This is a genomic window from Actinomadura rupiterrae (assembly GCF_024172125.1).
Classification (GTDB): domain Bacteria; phylum Actinomycetota; class Actinomycetes; order Streptosporangiales; family Streptosporangiaceae; genus Spirillospora; species Spirillospora rupiterrae.
Window position 1 is genome coordinate 532853 of sequence record NZ_JAMZEA010000007.1, and the last position, 16023, is coordinate 548875.

The following is a 16023-nucleotide window of genomic DNA, read 5'->3' on the forward strand; positions in this document are numbered from 1 at the left end:
CGGGCTCGTGGAGGGCCTCCGCCGTACAAGGCGGCGACTCTCCACGGTCCCGGCGTTTCCCTTTTCCGGCCGCGGGTTCGGCGCGTCGCGGAATGACGAGTGGGCACAACGAAAGGGAGAGAAGTGACGGAATTGCCGTCCCGCCGTTGTTCTCTTCTCCATCCCTAGGCGGCGGGGGCCAGCGCGGCGTCCCGGGTGACGAGGGCGGCATAGCGGCCCTCGGCGGCCATGAGGGTGGCGTGGGTGCCGCGCTCGGCGACGCGCCCGTGGTCGAGGACGATGATCTGGTCGGCCTCGCGGACGGTCGAGAGCCGGTGCGCGATGGTGATCGTCGTGCGGCCCCGGGAGAGGGCGTCGATGGCCTGCTGGACGGCCTGCTCGGTCTGGGTGTCCAGGGCGCTGGTCGCCTCGTCCAGGACGAGGACGGGCGGGTCGCGCAGGATCGTCCGGGCGATGGCGAGGCGCTGCTTCTCGCCGCCGGAGAAGCGGTAGCCGCGCTCGCCGACGAGGGTGTCGTAGCCGTCCGGGAGCCCGGCGATGTGGTCGTGGATCTGGGCGGCGCGGGCCGCGGCCACCAGCTCCTCGTCGGTGGCCTCCGGCTTGGCGAAGCGCAGGTTGTCGGCGACGGACGCGTGGAACAGGTAGGTCTCCTGGGAGACGACGCCGACGGTGTCCGACAGGTCCTTGAAGGACAGGTCGCGGACGTCCACGCCGTCGATGGCGACGCGTCCCTCGGTGACGTCGTACAGGCGCGGGACGAGGTAGCTGAGGGTGGTCTTGCCGGACCCGGTCTCGCCGACGACGGCGAGGCTCGTCCCGGCGGGGACGGTCACGTCGACGTCGCGGAGGGCGGGCGCGCCGTCCGGGTCGTAGGAGAACCCGACGTGCTCGAAGCGGACCTCGCCGCGCGGGCGTCCGGCCAGCGGCGCCGGGGCGTCCGGCTCCCGGATGTCGGGGACCATGTCGAGGTACTCGAAGACGCGGTCGAACAGCGACAGCGAGCTCTGCACCTCCACGCCGGTCTGGAGCAGGATCATCAGCGGCCGGAACATGCCGGTGAGCAGCGTGGTGAACGCGACGAGCGTGCCGATGGTGACCAGCGGGTGGCCCTGCGAGACGGTGAGACCCGCGGCCCAGTAGACGATCGCGGGCATCGCGGCCATCACGATCGAGATCGTGGACTGCCGCCAGCGGCCGGCCATGTTGGCGCGGACCTCCAGGTCGACCAGGCCCTCGGACTCGGCGGCGAACCGGTCGGTCTGCGCGCGCGAGCGGCCCATCGTCCGGCCGAGCAGGACGCCGCTGACCGACAGCGACTCCTCCACGATCGCCGACATCGCGGCGAGCTGCTTCTGCCGGGCCGAGGTGATCTTGCGGCGCTCGTTGCCGACCCGGCGGCTGATCCAGACGAAGAACGGCAGCACCAGCAGCGAGACGAGGGTGAGCCGCCAGTCCAGCGCGAGCATCGCGGCCAGGCTGGCGACGACCGTGGTCAGGCTGGAGACCAGCTGGGTGGCGGTCGAGGTGACGGTGGACTGCATGCCGCCGATGTCGTTGGCGATGCGCGACTGGACCTCGCCGGTACGGGTCCGGGTGAAGAAGGCCAGCGGCATCCGCTGCAGGTGGGCGTAGACGGCGGTGCGCAGGTCGTGCATGACGCGCTGCCCGACGGCGGTCGAGATGTAGGTCTGCAGGACGCTGAACACGCTGGTCAGCACCGACACGGCGATCATGCCGAGGACGAGCAGGGTGAGCAGCCCGGTGCGGCCGCGCGGCAGCGCCACGTCCACCACCTCGCGCAGCATGAACGGCGAGGCGAGCGAGACGACCGCGGACAGCCCGACCAGCAGGCCGACGGCGGCGAGCCGCGCCCGGTACGGCCGGAACAACCGGACGATCCGGAGCAGCTGCCGCTCCTTCTTGGAGGTCGAGGGGTTCTGGGGATTCACGGCGTTCGACGGGCTCGGCACGGGCGGCTCCTCTTCGGGGGGTTCGACGCCAGGTGATAACTGAGCTTAGCTCACAATTATTCCGATGCAACAGTGAGATACACTCAGACCCATGACGCGGAAGGATCCCGGGAGCCGGGCGGACGGCGGTGAGCGGCCCGAGCCGGGCCGCGAGGGCGGCGAGCGGCCCGAGCTGGGCGAGCTGTTCCTGCGGGCCGCCAAGCGCGTGCACCGCGGGATGTCCGGACGGCTCGCGCCGCTCGGCCTCACCCCCGCCCAGGGCCGGGCGCTGCGGGTGATCGGCAAGGGCGGCGAGCCGCCGCGCATGTCCGAGCTGGCCGAGCGGCTCGGCATCGTGCCCCGCTCGGCGACCACGCTGGTGGACGCGCTGGAGGAGGCGGGCCTGATCCGCCGCGAGGCCGACCCGTCCAACCGGCGCGCGACCCGGGTCGTCCTGACCGAGGACGGGCGGCGGACGCTCGTCCGCATGCGCGAGACCCGCATCCGCGCCGCCGAGGAGATGTTCGCGCCGCTCTCCCCCGAGCAGCGCGAGACCCTGCGCGACCTCCTCGCCGCCATCGACCCCGACTAGCCCGCGTCCGGGACGGCCCGCGTCCGGGACGGCCCGCTTCCGGGGTGGGCCGCGTCCGGGGTGGGCCGCGTCCGGCTCGCCGAAGCTTCCGCCAGGCCCGTCCGGGCGGGCCTTCGAGGCCCTGCGGGGCGGGTGTTACGGGACGGTGGGGGCGGACGGGGGGCGCTGGTGGTGGTCGAGGGGGACGTCCACGACGACCTCGGTGCCGCCGCCCTCGCGGGCGCGGAACTCCAGGGTGCCGCCCAGCTCGCCGACGATCAGCGTCCGGACGATCTGCAGGCCGAGGCTGTTGCTGGCCTCCATGTCGAAGTCCTCCGGCAGCCCCACTCCGTCGTCGGAGACGATCACCACGAGCCGCCGGCCGGACGGCTCCGACCCGCCGCCCGCCGGCGAGCCGTCCGGGGACGGCGCGGACGGCTCGTCCGCGGGCCAGTCGCCCCAGACCCGGATGCCGCCCTGCGGGGTGGCCGGGACGCCGTCGCCGTACCGGGACGCGCGCACCTCCAGCGTCCCGTAGCGGTTGGCGAGGCCGTGCTCCAGCGCGTTCTGCAGCAGCTCGGTCAGCGCCATCGCGAACGGCGTGGCGACCTCGGCGGGCAGCACGCCGAAGCTGCCGGTGCGGCTCGGCACGACCTTGGACTCGGGGGTGGACACCTCCCCGGCCATGGTGATCACCCGGTCCGCGATGTCGTCGAAGTCGATCAGCTCGTCCGGGGTGTGCGACAGCGTCTCGTGCACGATCGCGATCGAGCCGACCCGCCGGACGGCCTCGTCCAGCGCGGCGCGGCCCTCGGGGATGCGCAGCCGCCGGGCCTGGAGGCGCAGCAGCGCCGCGACGGTCTGCAGGTTGTTCTTCACCCGGTGGTGGATCTCCCGGATGGTGGCGTCCTTGGTCATCAGCTCGCGGTCGCGCCAGCGCAGCTCGGTGACGTCCCGGCAGAGCACGATCGCGCCGATCCGGTTGCCGCCGACGACCAGCGGGATCGTGCGGAGCTGCATGACCGAGCCGTGCGCCTCGACCTCGACCTCGCGCGGGGCGCGGCCGGACAGCACGACCGGCAGCGCCTCCTCCATCGGCTCGCCGGTGTCGCACAGGTCGCCGGTCACCCGGCCGAGGGACTCGCCGACCAGGTCGGTGGCGAGGCCGAGCCGCCGGAACGCCGACTGCGCGTTCGGGCTGGCGTAGGTGACGTGCCCGGACCGGTCGAGCCGGATCAGGCCGTCCCCGACGCGCGGCGACCGGACGAGGTTGGGCTCCTCCCCCGGCACCGGGAACCGGCCCTCGGCGATCATCTGCGCGAGGTCGCTGGCGCTCTGCAGGTAGGTCAGCTCCAGCCGGGACGGGGTCCGCGCGGACGACAGGTTCGTGCTGCGCTGGATCACCCCGAGCAGCTTCGCGCCGCGCCGGACCGGGATCGACTCCTCCCGGACGGGGATGCCGCTGCCCCACTCGGGGTCGCCCTCCCGGACGATCCGCCGCTCCCGCCACGCCACGTCGATCAGCCCGCGCCGCCCGGACCGGACGACCTTGCCGACCAGGTCGTCCGGGTAGGCGGTCGGGCCGGTCGTCGGCCGCATCTGCGCGATCGCGACCCAGCCGGGCACCGAGCCGGGCGGCTGCGGGCGGGCGCGCCGGTCGGCGGGCGGCAGCACCGCGTCCGACCGCAGCGGCACCCACAGCACCAGGTCGGCGAACGACAGGTCGGCGAGCAGCTGCCAGTCGGAGACCAGCGCGTGCAGCCACTCCAGGTCCTCGTCGGTCAGGTCGGTGTGGTCGCGGACCAGATCGGTCAAGGTAGGCACGGTCCAATCATCGCCTACCGATTCTGTGCTCCGCACGGCCCGTTGACCTGGCAGGATGCCGGACATGACGGACGCCATGACGGAGCGGGGGACGGCGGCGGAGGCGGGCGGCGCCTGGGCCGATCCGCTGGAGCGGCTGCGCGCCGCCGCGCGGGCCCGGGAGGCCGCCGGACTGCGCCGGGTCCTGCTGCCCCGGGACGGCGGCCACGGCGGGCTGATCGACCTGGCGTCCAACGACTACCTCGGCCTGTGCCGGGACCCGCGGCTCGCGGCGGGCGCCGAGGCCGCCGTCCGCGAGTACGGGACGGGCTCGACCGGGTCGCGGCTGGTCACCGGCACCACCGAGCTGCACGCCGAGCTGGACCGCAGGCTCGCCGCGCTCACCGGGACGGCCGCCGGGCTGGTCTTCTCGTCCGGCTACCTGGCCAACCTCGGCGCGATCGCGACGCTGGGCGGGCGGGACGTCCTGGTGGTCTCGGACCGGACCAACCACGCCTCGATCGTGGACGCCTGCCGCCTCTCCCGCTCCCGGGTCGTGATCACCCCGCACCGGGACGTCGCCGCCGTCGAGCGGGCCCTCGCCGAACGTGACGAACGCCACGCCCTGGTCGTCACCGACGCCGTCTTCTCCGTGGACGGCGACGTCGCGCCACTCGCCGCGCTGCACCAGGCGGCCCGGGCCCACGGCGCTCTCCTTGTCGTGGACGAGGCCCACGCCCTCGGCGTCGTCGGGGACGGCGGCCGCGGCGCCGCGCACGCCGCCGGGATCGCCGGCGAGCCGGACGTCGTCCTCACCCTCACGCTGTCGAAGTCGCTGGCGTCCCAGGGCGGCGCGGTGCTCGGCGCGCCCGAGGTGATCGAGACCCTGGTGGACGCCAGCCGCGCGTTCATCTTCGACACCGGCCTCAACCCGGCCGCCGCGGGCGCCGCACTCGCCGCCCTGGACGTCCTCGAAACCGAGCCCGACCTGCCCGAACGCGCCCGCGACCGAGCCCGCCGGATCGCCGCGTCCGCCGCCCGCCTGGGCCTGGAGACCACCCCGGACCCGGCCGCCGCCGTCGTCCCGGTCTTCCTCGGCGCCCCCGAGGACGCCTTGCACGCCCGCGACCTGTGCCGCAAGAACGGCCTCAAGGTCGGCTGCTTCCGGCCACCGTCGGTCCCGGACGGCCGGTCCTGCCTGCGGCTGACCGCGCGCGCCACCCTGGACGAGGCGGAACTCACCGTCCTCCGGGGCGCCCTGGAGGTGATCGCACGCTCTACCGGCCGTAGTCTGCACACGTAACATCGGGGACAACCGATGATGAACGTGAGGAGAGGCCGTGACGGAGGTCAGGGGCACACCCACCCGCCACGCCGGCGGGTACGAGCGCACACCGCTCAGCGACATCGGCCGCCACCACTCGGCCTCCGCGCCGCGCATCCCCAAGTACTACAAGCTGAAGGAACTGCTCGTCGAGCTGATCCTCTCGCTCCCCCCGGGCAGCCCGCTGCCGCCCGAGCGCACCCTCGCGGAGAAGTACGAGACGTCCCGCACCACCGTCCGCCAGGCGCTCGCCGAGCTGGTCGTCGAGGGCCGCCTCCAGCGCATCCAGGGCAAGGGCACCTTCGTCGCCAAGCCCAAGGTCTCCCAGGAGCTCCAGCTCGTCTCCTACACCGAGGACATGCGCCACCACGGCCTGCACCCGGAGACCCGCATCCTGGACGCCGGCTACGTCAGCGCCGACGAGCGCCTCGCGACGCTCCTGGCGATCCGCCCCGGCGGCCGCGTCCTGCGCATCCACCGCCTCCGCCTCGCGGACGGCGAGCCCATGTCGATCGACACCTCGCACCTGCCCGCCCGCCGCTTCCCCGGCCTGCGCCGCGAGTTCGCCCGGCACCGCTCCCTCTACGAGACCCTCGCCACGGCCTACGACGTCCACCTGACCGAGGCCGAGGAGACCATCGAGACCGTCCTGGCCACCCCGCACGACGCCCAGCTCCTCGGCGTCGACGTCGGCCTCCCCATGCTCCTGCTCTCCCGCCACGCCTTCGACGCCACCGGCCAGCCCGTCGAATGGGCCCAGTCCCTCTACCGAGGCGACCGCTACAAGTTCATCACCCGCCTCCGCCGCGACTGACCCACCTCCGGCCTCGATAACCCTCTGATACCGAGCGTGCGATTCCCCGCACGTTCAGACACATTCGTTCCCTACGATGACGGAGCGCATCGCGAACGAAGGGTGGCTGAACGTGATCATCGTGGACGTTCCCGCGCACAAGGCCGTGCTCCCCGACACGCCCGCCAACATGTGGGCACGCGGGGAGCTGCACGATTTTCTCCGCCTCCCGCACGACGGGACTCGTGTCGAGATCATCGGAGGTGAGATCGTCGTGTCTCCCCCGGCCTCCGTCACCCTTCACTCTCAGCGACCAATCGTTTGATTCCGGGTACGATGCGAACACACGTTCCCTACGATGGCCGGAGCACACCGTGAGCGAAAGGTCGCCTAACGTGAAGCTCCCCATGTCGGTCGACTACAGGGAGCCGCTGGTTCCCGCCGAGACCGTGTTCGACCTGTGGATGCGCGACGAACTCGCGGACTATGTCCATATCCCCGACGGCTGGCGCGTCGAGGTCGTCGAAGGCAAGGTCGTCGCGTCTCCCTCCGCCGCTCCCATTCACAACGGCATCGTCACCGTCATCGGCGACGCCGTAGCCCTCGCGCAGCACCTCCGTTCGGACTTCCCCTGGACCAAGGAGGCGGGCAGTGGCCTGGGGCTCGGCGCATCGGCCCGAGGCTGCGTCCCCGACCTCATGATCCTCTCGGCGGACGTCCTCAAAGCCGTCCACGAGTCCAGAACGAAGCGGTTCTCCGCCGACGAGATCGAGCTCGTCGTCGAGATCACTTCACCGGGCAATGCGGAAGCCGACCGAAGGCCGCTCGAACCGCAGCATGTCCCCAGCAAGTGGAACAGCTACGCCGCGAGCGGCATCCCCTACTACCTGCTGGTGGACGCCGACCCCAAGGTCGCAAGGACGACTCTGTACTCCATTCCGGACGAGGGCGCGGCGGCATACCTGCACGACGAGTCCTGGGCATTCGGCCAGACCGTCCATCTCCCCGACCCGTTCGACCTTCAGATCGACACCACGTCCTGGTTTACCTGGTAGGACCGAGAGCCGCCGTCGCCAGCCGGATCAGACCGGGTCAGAGGGTCTTGGAGAGGGCTTTGATGGGCATCTGGAGTTCGGTGAGGAGGTCCAGGTCCTGCTCCGCCGGGCGGCCCAGGGTGGTGAGGTAGTTGCCGACGATGATGGCGTTGACGCCGCCGAGCATGCCGTCGCGGGTGCCGAGGTCGCCGAGGGTGACCTCGCGGCCGCCGGCGTAGCGCAGGATGGTGCGCGGGAGGGCCAGCCGGAAGGCGGCGATGGTCTTGAGGGCCTCGGTGCCCTCGACCACGGGGTAGCCGGCGAACGGGGTGCCCGGGCGCGGGGCCAGGAAGTTCAGCGGGACCTCGTCGGGGTCGAGCTCGGCGAGCTGGGCGGCGAACTCGGCGCGCTGCTCGACGGTCTCGCCCATGCCGACGATGCCGCCGCAGCAGACCTCCATGCCCGCCTCCTTGACCATGCGCAGGGTGTCCCAGCGCTCCTCCCAGGAGTGGGTGGTGACCACGTTCGGGAAGTGGGAGCGGGCGGTCTCCAGGTTGTGGTTGTAGCGGTGCACGCCCATCGCGGCCAGCTCGTCCACCTGGTCCTGGGTGAGCATGCCGAGCGAGCAGGCGATGTTGATCTCGACGGCGTCGTTGATCGCCTTCACGCCGTCCCGGACCTGGGACATCAGGCGCTCGTCCGGGCCGCGGACGGCGGCGACGATGCAGAACTCGGTCGCGCCGGTCTTCGCGGTCTCCTTGGCGGCCTCGACCAGCTCGGGGATGTTCAGCCAGACGGACCGGACGGGGCTGGTGAACTGGCCGGACTGCGAGCAGAAGTGGCAGTCCTCGGGGCAGCCGCCGGTCTTCAGCGAGACGATGCCCTCGACCTCCACCTCGGGGCCGCACCAGCGCATCCGCACCTCGTGCGCGAGGGCGAGCGCGTCGGCGACGCGGTCGTCCGGCAGGGTCAGCACCTGGAGCGTCTGCGCCGCGTCGAGGCCGCGGCCCTCGTCGAGGACCTGCCGCCGGGCGATGTCGAGGATGTCGGTCACGGGCTCTCCTTGGTGGGGGCGTGGGTGTCGCGGAACGAGGCGGCGTCGAAGGAGCCGCCGAACACCGGGGCGAGGCCGCGGTGCGCGGCGACCAGGAACTCGGCGGGGTCGAGCGCGCCCGCGCCGGCCGGCAGCGCCCCGGCGAGGGGGCGCGCGGCGAGCGTCTCCAGGTCGCGCAGGTTGCTGCGCATGGCGAGGTCCGGGGCGTCCGGCCAGGAGCCGATCACGACGCCCGCGAGGTTCAGGCCGCGGTGCGCCATGGCCTCCAGGGTGAGCGCGGTGTGGTTGAGCGTGCCGAGGTCCGGCCGGACGACCAGCAGCACGGACGCGCCGAGCCAGCGGGCCAGGTCGGCGACCGTGTTGCCCTCGTCGTCGTAGCGGACGAGCAGCCCGCCCGCGCCCTCCACCAGGACCAGCTCGCGCTCGGCCGCCAGGCCCGTGACCCGGGCGACGGCGGACGGCAGGTCGACCGGCGGCATCCCGGCGTGCCGGGCGGCGGCGGCCGGGGACAGCGGGTCGGGGAACCGGGCGAACTCGTGCAGGTCGGACACGCCCGCGAGGCGTCCGATCTCGGCGAGGTCGCCGTCCTCGTCCGGCCCGACGCCGGTCTGGGCGGGCTTGACCACGGCCACGGACGATCCGCGCGCGGCGGCCAGCGACGCCACCGCCGCGGTCGCCACCGTCTTCCCGACTCCGGTGCAGGTCCCGGTCACCACGAGCACGCTCACGTCCGGCACGATAGCGCGACGTCCCTGGACGATCGCTCGCGGAATCCCACAGTGTTGGACGACCCGGTTTGTATCCGGGCCGTCCGCGCCCGGGTTCCGGACGGCCCGTTCCGGACGGAACCGGGCGGCGCGGCATGGCGTCCAACCTCCATGGCGGTTCCCTCCGTACGATCGGCGGGCATGATGGCCCGTGGCGTGGCAGCGGTGCTGGTGGGCTCGTCCCTGCTCATCGGCTGCGGATCCCAGACCGGCGGCACGAAGGCGGGCGGCGTGCACGACTCCACCTCCGCCACCCAGGCTCCGTCCGGCGGCGACCCCTCGACGGACAATGGCGCCGGGCTGGTGCTCCGCTGGCGGATGACCGGCGGCATCGCCGGGCTGGGCGGCGCGTTCACCGTCCCCGAGTTCTCCCTGTACCCGGACGGGACGGCGATCGTCCCCGGCGATCGGGCGAAGGGGCGGCTCAAGCGGTACCACCTGAAGCCGCAGGCGGCCCGGGCGCTGTTCGACGAGGCGACCGCGGCCGGGCTGGCGCAGCCCCGGAAGATCGGTCCCCACGGCCAGATCGCCGACGCGATGACCCTGGTGATGTGGCTGGGGAAGGCGCGGACGGAGATCGTCCAGCCCGAGGCGCAGAGCGTCCCGGCCACGCGGCTGTGGAACAAGCTGCATCCCGAGCAGTGGAAGCAGAGCGACCAGCAGTCCCCGCCCGACACGTACGTGCCGGAGCGGTACGCGGTGAGCGCGCTCGGGACGGGTGAGCACGCGTCGTCCAGCACGCCCGCGTGGCCGCTGGCGCCGCTCACCAAGGGCAAGCAGGTCGGCGGCGGGCTGTGCACGGTCTACTCCGGCGGGGACGCGGCGCGCGTCCGCGGCCTGGCGGAGAAGGCCCCGGTCGGCCAGTTCACCAGCGGCGGCCAGGTCTACAGCGTCCGGTACCGGCCGCTGCTCCCGGACGAGAAGTCCTGCGACGACCTCGCCTAGCCGCCTCACGAACACGAAACCCGCCCGGCCACCGGGGACGTGGGTGGCCGGGCGGGAACTCCGGGTGATCGCTACTTCTTCAGGGCGGGCTGGTTCAGGCTGGGTTGGTTCAGGCCGGTGTCGAGCGCGGTGGTCAGGGTGCCGGTGTCGCCGGACATCTCCCAGATCATCGCGCCGAGCAGGCCCTTGCTCTTGAGCCACGCGGTCTTCTTGCCGATCGACCACGGGTCGTCGAAGGACCACCACTGGCCCTTGTCGCCGGTGAAGCAGTACGTGGCCACGGCCTGCTCGTTGTGGTAGACGGTGCAGTTCGGGACGCTGGAGATCAGGTTGCTGTAGCCGCGCGTCCCGGCCTCCTCCTGGAACTGGCCGGGCGCGGCGCCCTGCGCGGCCTGCCACTGGCCGTGGACGCCGCCGTCGGTGACGCTCTGCCAGCCGCGTCCGTAATAGGCGAGGCCGATGGTGAGCTTGCGCGGGTTCACGCCTGCGGTGAGGTAGGCGTTGACGGCGTTCTCCACGCTGAAGTGGAACGAGTAGGGATCGTTGGTGTCGGCGTAGAGGTTCCCGGCGTGGCCGGTCCGGTTGGGCTCCCACGAGTTGTCGCTGCCGGAGCCGTGGAAGTCGTAGCCCTGGACGTTGAAGATGTCGAGGGACTTCGCGGTGCCGGTGAGGTCCCAGCCCGCGGTGATCTTCGCGGGGTCGGCGGGCGTGAACGCGGTGAGCAGGTAGCGCTTGCCGGTCTGCTGCCCGAGCGCGTCGAGCTGGGTGCGGAACTCGGCGAGCAGCAGCGTCAGGTTCGCCTTGTCGTTGGGGCTGACGTGGTTGCCGGGGTGGCCGTCCGCGCCGGGCCACTCCCAGTCGACGTCGATGCCGTCGAAGATCCCGGCGGCGGTGCCGGGGCCGCCCGCGCCGCTGTAGGACGGCAGGTTGCCCTTGATGTAGGTGTCGAGGCAGGACGCGACGAACTTCTTCCGGGACGCGTCGGTCGCGGCGACGTCGGAGAAGTACTTGGAGTAGGTCCAGCCGCCGATCGACATCAGGACCTTCAGGTTCGGGTACTTGGCCTTGAGCTTCTTCAGCTGGTTGAAGTTGCCGCGCAGCGCCTCGTAGCCGGTGTCGGCCTGGCCGTCCACCGACTGCGCCGCCGACATCGGACGGGCGTAGTCGGCGTCCGCGTCGCCCGCGCCGTCGCCCTGGCTCGGGTCCTCCGGGTCGGACGTGGTGCCCTTGGTGACGCCTTCGAGGCAGGTCAGGTTGGTCGGGTCGATGTTGCCGAACGCGTAGTTGATGTGGGTGAGCTTCGCGGCGTTGCCGGTGCTGTCGAGGTTCTTGACGAAGTACTGCCGCCCGTAGATCCCCCACTGGACGAAGTAGCCGACGCGGGCGTAGCCGCTGACCACGTCGCTGGTGGTGACCTGGATCGGCGCGCTCTGCGCGGAGACGTTGTCGTACTGGTCGCGGGCGAGGACGGTGAACGAGTACGTCGTGGACGGCGACAGGCCGGTCACGGTCGCGCTCGTCCCGGTGACGGTCGCGGCGGTCTTGCCGTTGACGAGGACGTCGTAGTTCGCAACGCCGGTGTTGTCGGTCGAGGCGTCCCAGGCGAGCTTGACGCTGGACGCGTCCTTGCCGGTGCTGTGCAGGTTCCCGGGGACGGACGGCGGGGTCGTGTCGTCCGAGGGGTTGTTGGTGGTGACCGAGACGGGCGCGCTCGCCGGGGACGTGCCGCCCTTGCGGTCCTTGGCCTTCACGGTGAACGAGTAGGCGGTGTTCGGGGTGAGCCCGCCGATCGTCGCCGTCGTCCCGGACACGGTGGTCGCGAGCGCCGAGCCGTTGTAGACGTCGTAGGCGGAGACCGGGAGGCTCCCGGCCTTCGCCGCGTCCCAGGCGAGCGTGACGGACTTGGTGGTCTTCACGACGACCTTGAGCCCGGTCGGCGCGGACGGCGGCGTGTCGGGCGTCCCGCCGCAGTTGGCGTCGTTCACCCGGCAGGACGTCGGCGACGCCCCGGACGAGCTGAGCGAGAACGTCGGGCTGTAGGGATCGGTGGTCTTCCCGGCCGCGATCGTCGTGTTGTAGTAAGCCGGAGTGAGCGTGACGGTCGTCCCGGACTGGCTGATCGAGCCGTTGCTCGCGTTGCTCGCCGTCACTCCGGACGGCAGCGTGAACACGACCGTCCAGCCGTTCACGGCGGTCGTGCCGTGGTTGGCGATCACGAACGTGCCGGTCGTCCCGCTGACCGAGTAGTCGGCGGTGACACCGGTCAGGGTCGGCGGCGGCGCGCCCGAGCCGTCGCAGTTCGCGCCGTTGAGCAGGCACGACGTCGGCTGGACGGCGGAGCTGAGGCTGAACGTCGGGCTGTACGGCTCGGTGTTCTTCCCGGGCTGGACAGTGGCGATGTAGAACGCGGGCTTGAGCGTGACCTTCGTGCCGTTCTGGGTGAGCGTCGCGTTCTGCGGGTTGGACGCGGTCACCCCGGACGGCAGCTCGAACACCAGCGTCCACCCGGAGACGGCGGTCGTGCCCGGGTTCGAGACGACGTACTTGCCGGTCGTCCCGGACAGGCTGAAGGCGGCGGTGAGGCGTCCGTCCGCCGCGTGCGCGGGCGTCAGTGCCAGCGCCACGGCGGCGAACACGGATATCAGGGCGGCGAGCAGTCGGCGCATGGCCGTCACCTACTTCGGGGGTCGAGGAGCGCCAGCATCGCGGCGATCTCCGCCGAACGTGAGCGGTCGATGGTCGCGGCGAGCGACCGCGCCCAGGCGTCCTGGCCGTGGGCGGTCTCCATCCGGGCCATCTGGACCGCGTCGTCCTGATGGGCGATGAGCAGGTTGAGGAAGGCGCGCTCGAAGCCGTCCGGCGCGGCGCGCTGGACGGACCGGACGGCCGCGGGCGAGGTCGCCGGCAGCCCGCCGTGCGCGGCGTGCGAGCCGGGCGCGGCGGTCGCCGGGCGGTGCCAGGCGCGCAGCCGCGCCGACATCGCCCGGACCTCGGTGAGCTGCGTGCTCGCGATCGCCGCGGCGAGCCGGGCGACCTGCGGCCGCACCGCCCGCCCGCGGCCGGCGGCGAGCCGGGCCAGGGTCACGCCCTGACCCTCGTGCGGCGCCATCATCTGCAGGAACATCACATCGGTGGGGTTGAAGCCGGGGCCGCCGCGCGCCGCCGCCGACGACGCGGGGCCACCAGCAGACCCGCATCGTCCGAGCAGGAGCAGCGCGCACGCGGCGGCCACGGCGAGGACGGCCCACCGGACCGTCACGCGGCCCGCCACAGCGCCGGAGCGTTGGGCGGTTCCCAGCCCGCGATCGCGGTGTGGGCCTGAAGGCAGGTGTAGGTGACGCCGCCATAGCTGACCTGGTCACCGGTGGCGTAGGTCTTCCCGGCCGCCCAGGTGTCGCCGGGCGTCTGCGTGGGCGGCGTGGTGGGCGGCGGAGTCGTCGGCGGAGTCGTGGGAGGCGGGGTGGTCGGGGGCGGCGTGGGCGTGGTGGAGCCGCCGAAGTCCACGTCCGAGCAGGTGTAGAACGCCTCGTCGCTGCCGACGACCCGCTGCCAGATGGAGTAGAGCAGGTGGCGGCCGGTGCGCTGCGGCAGGTTCAGGGTCCACTGCGTGTAGGTGGACGGGTGCTGGTCGAGGAACGTGGCCAGCGGGACGAGGTCGCCCCAGCGGAGCGGCTGCGTCGGGTCCCAGCCGTCCCGGGTGATGTAGAACTCGAAGTTGCTGTCCTGGTGCGGGGCGGTGGCGTAGTAGGTGACGGTCAGCGGCCCCGGCCGGACGGCCTTGGCGGGCCAGTCGGCGCGCTGGAGGTCCAGGCCGCGGTACTTGGCGCGGCCGGCGCTGCACAGCTGGCCGTCCGGGATGATCTCCCGGGACCGTCCGCCCGCGTCCAGCCGGGACACCTCGTTCCAGTCGTAGAACGGCTGGGTTCCGGCGACCGCGACGGCGGCCTTGCAGGCGTCGGACTTCGGGTTCTCCGGGCCCTCCTGCTTGCAGACGAAGACGCGGCTGGGCGGGTCGGACAGCGTGCCGTGCGCGTTCGCGGGCGCGGCGGGGGTCGCCAGCACGGCGACCACGGACGCCGCGGGGACGGCGGCGACCGCTAGAGCGACCTTCGCGTGGGCAGATCGCATGGTCATCCTTCTTTCGGGGTGGGGAGCGTCTTTCGGGGTGGAGCTTCTTCCGGGAGGCGGCTACGGGAGCGTGTCGAGGTGCGGCCGGACGGTCTTCGCGAAGCCGTTGCCGTCCGAGACGTCCCAGTTGATGGACCAGGTCATCGCGCCGCGGATGTCGGGGTAGGTGTGCGGCGGCTTGAACGAGCCGCAGTTCGTGCCGCGCGCGAGGCAGTCGAGCGCGCCGTTCACCAGCGACGGCGAGACGATGCCGCCGCCCGCCGCGCCCGGCCCGGCGGGCAGGCCCAGCGCGACCTGGTCGGGCCGCAGCCCGTTCTCCAGCTGGATGCAGGCGAGCGCGGTCATGAAGTCGACCGAGCCCTGCCCGTACACCTTCTGGTCGCAGCCGAGCATGGAGCCGGAGTTGTAGTACTGGGTGTGGACGACGGTGAGGATGTCCTTGATCTTCAGCGCGAGCTGGAAGTAGGACGCGCCGGTGGACTGCATGTCGATGGTCTGCGGCGCCATCGTGATGATCAGGTTCGCGCCGGCGGCGGAGCGCAGCGACCGCAGCGCCTGCTCCATGTAGGTCGGGTTGACGCCGTTCTCCAGGTCGATGTCGACGCCGTCGAACCCGTAGGACGAGATCAGGTTCCCCATGCTCGTCGCGAAGTTGCCCGCCGACGAGGAGTCGCTGACCTGGACCGTCCCGTTCTGCCCGCCGACCGAGAGGATCACCCTCCTGCCCTTGGCGTGCAGGGCGGCGATGTCGGCCTTGAACTGGGCGTCGGTGTAGCCGCCGACCGCCTTGGACAGGCCGGGGTCGAGGCTGAACGCGACCTCGCCCGGCTTGCTCGTGGCGTCCCCGAACGCGACGGCGATCAGGTCGTACTCGCTCGGGACGTCGGCCAGCTTGAGCGGTTTGGCGGAGTTGACGAAGTCCTGCCAGTAGCCGGTGAGGAAGTGCTTGGGCAGCGGACCGGTCGCGCATCCGGTGGTCGTGCCGGTGACGGACGCGCTCGCCGGGGACTCGCCGTTCGCGTCGTACGCCTTGACCGTGTAGGTGTGCGTCGAGCAGGCGGTGAGGCCGGACAGCGTCGCGGACGTGCCGGTGACGGTGGCCTTGACGGCCGTCCCCTCATAGACGCGGTAGCCGGTCGGGGTGCCGGTGCCGGCCGTCCAGGTCAGGGTGAGGGACGTGTCGGTGCGGGCACTCACGGTCGGCGTACCGGGCGCGCCGACGCCGCCGCCGGGCGGGGTCGTCCCGCCGGAGCAGGACGCGCCGTTCAGCGTGCAGTTCGACGGCGCGCCGGAGCCCGAGCCGAGGAAGCCGAACGTGACCGTCCCGCCGGGCGGGATGGACGCGTTGTAGTCCCGGTTGGTGAAGGTGTAGTGGGGCGGGGACGAGGTGAGCAGGGCGTCCCAGTACGAGCCGACGGTCGTGCCCGAGGGCAGGTCGAACGCGACCTTCCAGCCGTTGACCGCCTGGGACGACCCGTTGCTGAGCGTGAACTGGCCCTGCCACCCCGATCCCCAGTCGGAGACCTTCGTGAAGGTGGCGGTCGGCGTGCCGTCCGCGCGCGCCGGGGACGCCGGGGACGCGGCGAGCGGCACGAGCAGGGCGGCGACGAGTGCCGCGACGGCGGCGAGGGAGCGGACGAGAGAGCGCAACGCGA

The 16023-nt window shown here is 72.3% G+C and carries 14 protein-coding genes; 6 read left to right on the forward strand and 8 right to left on the reverse strand.

Translation table 11 applies throughout. The features are described 5' to 3' along the window. Positions 1–164: 164 nt before the first annotated feature. Positions 165–1970, reverse strand: a complete 1806-nt coding sequence (locus FHU30_RS26800) for an ABC transporter ATP-binding protein (RefSeq protein WP_308211401.1) — start codon at positions 1968–1970, stop codon at positions 165–167. Between the two features lie 91 nt (positions 1971–2061). Here FHU30_RS26800 and FHU30_RS26805 point away from each other — a divergent pair, with 91 nt between their 5' ends. Next, complete coding sequence (locus tag FHU30_RS26805; protein ID WP_253879436.1) at positions 2062–2541, forward strand: MarR family winged helix-turn-helix transcriptional regulator; 480 nt, start codon at positions 2062–2064, stop codon at positions 2539–2541. A gap of 135 nt (positions 2542–2676) precedes the next feature. Here the strand turns inward: FHU30_RS26805 and FHU30_RS26810 are convergent, their stop codons facing one another. Further along, entirely contained in the window at positions 2677–4344 is a 1668-nt protein-coding gene (locus FHU30_RS26810) for a GAF domain-containing sensor histidine kinase (protein ID WP_253879437.1), read from the reverse strand. 64 nt (positions 4345–4408) lie between these two features. Between FHU30_RS26810 and FHU30_RS26815 the strand changes: the two genes are divergently transcribed. The 4 genes from FHU30_RS26815 (at position 4409) to FHU30_RS26830 (ending at position 7495) form a co-directional block, all read left to right on the forward strand. Beyond that, positions 4409–5626: an 8-amino-7-oxononanoate synthase gene (locus tag FHU30_RS26815; RefSeq protein WP_253879438.1), complete on the forward strand. Its 1218-nt coding sequence runs from the start codon at positions 4409–4411 to the stop codon at positions 5624–5626. Between the two features lie 37 nt (positions 5627–5663). Next, entirely contained in the window at positions 5664–6461 is a 798-nt protein-coding gene (locus FHU30_RS26820) for a GntR family transcriptional regulator (RefSeq protein WP_372503958.1), read from the forward strand. Positions 6462–6537: 76 nt separating this feature from the next. Continuing rightward, the gene (locus tag FHU30_RS26825; protein ID WP_253879440.1) at positions 6538–6765 is read left to right on the forward strand and encodes a hypothetical protein; all 228 of its coding nucleotides are present in this window, start codon (positions 6538–6540) and stop codon (positions 6763–6765) included. A gap of 70 nt (positions 6766–6835) precedes the next feature. After that, positions 6836–7495 (forward strand): Uma2 family endonuclease, encoded by a 660-nt coding sequence (locus FHU30_RS26830; protein ID WP_253879441.1) that lies wholly within the window; start codon positions 6836–6838, stop codon positions 7493–7495. Positions 7496–7532: 37 nt separating this feature from the next. On the opposite strand, the gene bioB is transcribed toward FHU30_RS26830, so the two are convergent. Continuing rightward, on the reverse strand, positions 7533–8528 hold the full coding sequence (bioB, locus tag FHU30_RS26835) for a biotin synthase BioB (protein WP_253879442.1): 996 nt from the start codon (positions 8526–8528) through the stop codon (positions 7533–7535). Further along, complete coding sequence (bioD, locus tag FHU30_RS26840; RefSeq protein WP_253879446.1) at positions 8525–9256, reverse strand: dethiobiotin synthase; 732 nt, start codon at positions 9254–9256, stop codon at positions 8525–8527. The genes bioB and bioD overlap by 4 nt, the downstream gene beginning before the upstream one ends. A gap of 180 nt (positions 9257–9436) precedes the next feature. Between bioD and FHU30_RS26845 the strand changes: the two genes are divergently transcribed. After that, entirely contained in the window at positions 9437–10240 is an 804-nt protein-coding gene (locus tag FHU30_RS26845; RefSeq protein WP_253879448.1) for a hypothetical protein, read from the forward strand. Between the two features lie 71 nt (positions 10241–10311). Here FHU30_RS26845 and FHU30_RS26850 read toward each other — a convergent pair whose 3' ends face one another. Genes FHU30_RS26850 through FHU30_RS46345 form a run of 4 tightly spaced genes read right to left on the reverse strand, consistent with a single transcriptional unit; the run spans position 10312 to position 16018 of the window. Further along, positions 10312–12906: a glycosyl hydrolase family 18 protein gene (locus FHU30_RS26850; protein WP_253879449.1), complete on the reverse strand. Its 2595-nt coding sequence runs from the start codon at positions 12904–12906 to the stop codon at positions 10312–10314. A gap of 5 nt (positions 12907–12911) precedes the next feature. Further along, positions 12912–13499, reverse strand: coding sequence for a DUF305 domain-containing protein (locus FHU30_RS26855; RefSeq protein WP_253879450.1), 588 nt, complete (start codon positions 13497–13499; stop codon positions 12912–12914). Beyond that, on the reverse strand, positions 13496–14368 hold the full coding sequence (locus tag FHU30_RS26860) for a lytic polysaccharide monooxygenase auxiliary activity family 9 protein (RefSeq protein ID WP_253879452.1): 873 nt from the start codon (positions 14366–14368) through the stop codon (positions 13496–13498). The genes FHU30_RS26855 and FHU30_RS26860 overlap by 4 nt, the downstream gene beginning before the upstream one ends. 60 nt (positions 14369–14428) lie before the next feature. Then, entirely contained in the window at positions 14429–16018 is a 1590-nt protein-coding gene (locus FHU30_RS46345) for a chitinase (protein WP_301323642.1), read from the reverse strand. Positions 16019–16023 lie beyond the last annotated feature (5 nt).